The sequence below is a fragment of the Shigella sp. FC1967 genome (assembly GCF_001743005.1).
Classification (GTDB): domain Bacteria; phylum Pseudomonadota; class Gammaproteobacteria; order Enterobacterales; family Enterobacteriaceae; genus Proteus.
In genome coordinates this window covers 1-1,000 of sequence record NZ_MIIZ01001080.1, presented here as the reverse complement: position 1 = coordinate 1,000, position 1,000 = coordinate 1, and the positions used below count along the sequence as shown (strand labels likewise).

Below are 1,000 nucleotides of genomic sequence, written 5' to 3'. Positions count from 1 at the left end.
CACTCGGTGAAAATTCGATGAATTGGTTAATCCTTTAATACTAGAGAATAATCTCTAAATCCAGGATCAATACTTTTAGCGATATTTTTTGTCATTTCCTTATATTTTTTTAAGGCATATTCCTGTTTTGCCTTATCAATATGGATCCTTGCATTATCAATATATGATGAAATAAAAGGAATATGTCGACTACTAAAGTTACCTATTGTCTGAGTCGAGAATGGTTGTCCTGAATGGTAGTCTTATAATTATTTTCACCTATCATAGAATAAAAAAGATAAAGGAGGCTCTTGTTTTAAACGAGTCACTTCATATTGATAATCCTTAATGGAAAAAATATTTAAAGGATCAAGATAATATATTTTTATTCTATTACCTTTATCAACAACAAGTTGAATCTGATTGAGTACAGGTTTAATTGCTAATATTTTATCCGTTTCTTTTAATGGAAGTTTAATTTTATATTTTCCTAAACTTTCACTATCCACTTTATTATCGGGTTCATCTGCTTCACTTTTTATAGTCTCAGGTAACCCCCATTGCAAGAAGTTGATTATCTTTGACTTCTATTGTAATATTCAATCCTTTTCTATTCACTTTTTAAAATATTATTCTCTGTTTTCTCCACAATATTGTTGATACTTGACAAATCATGTCTTACACTATCTGCGACTATATATTTTTCATATTCTATGATAAAATTACCACTATTTTCATTTAATGAATGACCATTTAAATCATAATTTTTTTCTATTTTTTTGAATTTTATTTTATAAAGCTCAGTGTTATTTTCATTATCCCCCCCCCGATTTATCTCTTTTATTTCCAATTAAATTTCCTTGAGAATCAACGTAGAGTTCTTTAAATTTAATATCATCACCCGTTTGTGACTCTATATTAAACACATTATATTTAAATCCATTTTTTATTATGTTTTTGATATAAACCAGTAAATAAATCATGTGTTTTCCCTTTAATTAACATTAATGAGCCATCATCT

Annotated in this window: 3 protein-coding genes; all 3 read right to left on the bottom strand. The window is 27.1% G+C overall.

Annotation, left to right across the window (positions count from 1 at the left end; all coding sequences use genetic code 11):
- Positions 1-254: 254 nt before the first annotated feature.
- Genes BHE89_RS18590 through BHE89_RS23930 form a run of 3 tightly spaced genes read right to left on the bottom strand, consistent with a single transcriptional unit; the run spans position 255 to position 962 of the window.
- Positions 255-545: a hypothetical protein gene (locus BHE89_RS18590; protein WP_128860715.1), complete on the bottom strand. Its 291-nt coding sequence runs from the start codon at positions 543-545 to the stop codon at positions 255-257.
- Between the two features lie 44 nt (positions 546-589).
- The gene (locus BHE89_RS18585; RefSeq protein ID WP_128860714.1) at positions 590-829 is read right to left on the bottom strand and encodes a hypothetical protein; all 240 of its coding nucleotides are present in this window, start codon (positions 827-829) and stop codon (positions 590-592) included.
- Positions 795-962: a hypothetical protein gene (locus BHE89_RS23930; protein ID WP_171742537.1), complete on the bottom strand. Its 168-nt coding sequence runs from the start codon at positions 960-962 to the stop codon at positions 795-797. The genes BHE89_RS18585 and BHE89_RS23930 overlap by 35 nt, the downstream gene beginning before the upstream one ends.
- Positions 963-1,000 lie beyond the last annotated feature (38 nt).

What these genes read in the sequence shown, in the direction of transcription:
- BHE89_RS23930 (WP_171742537.1), bottom strand. Translation starts at nt 962, where the DNA reads ATGATTTATTTACTGGTTTATATCAAAAACATAATAAAAAATGGATTT.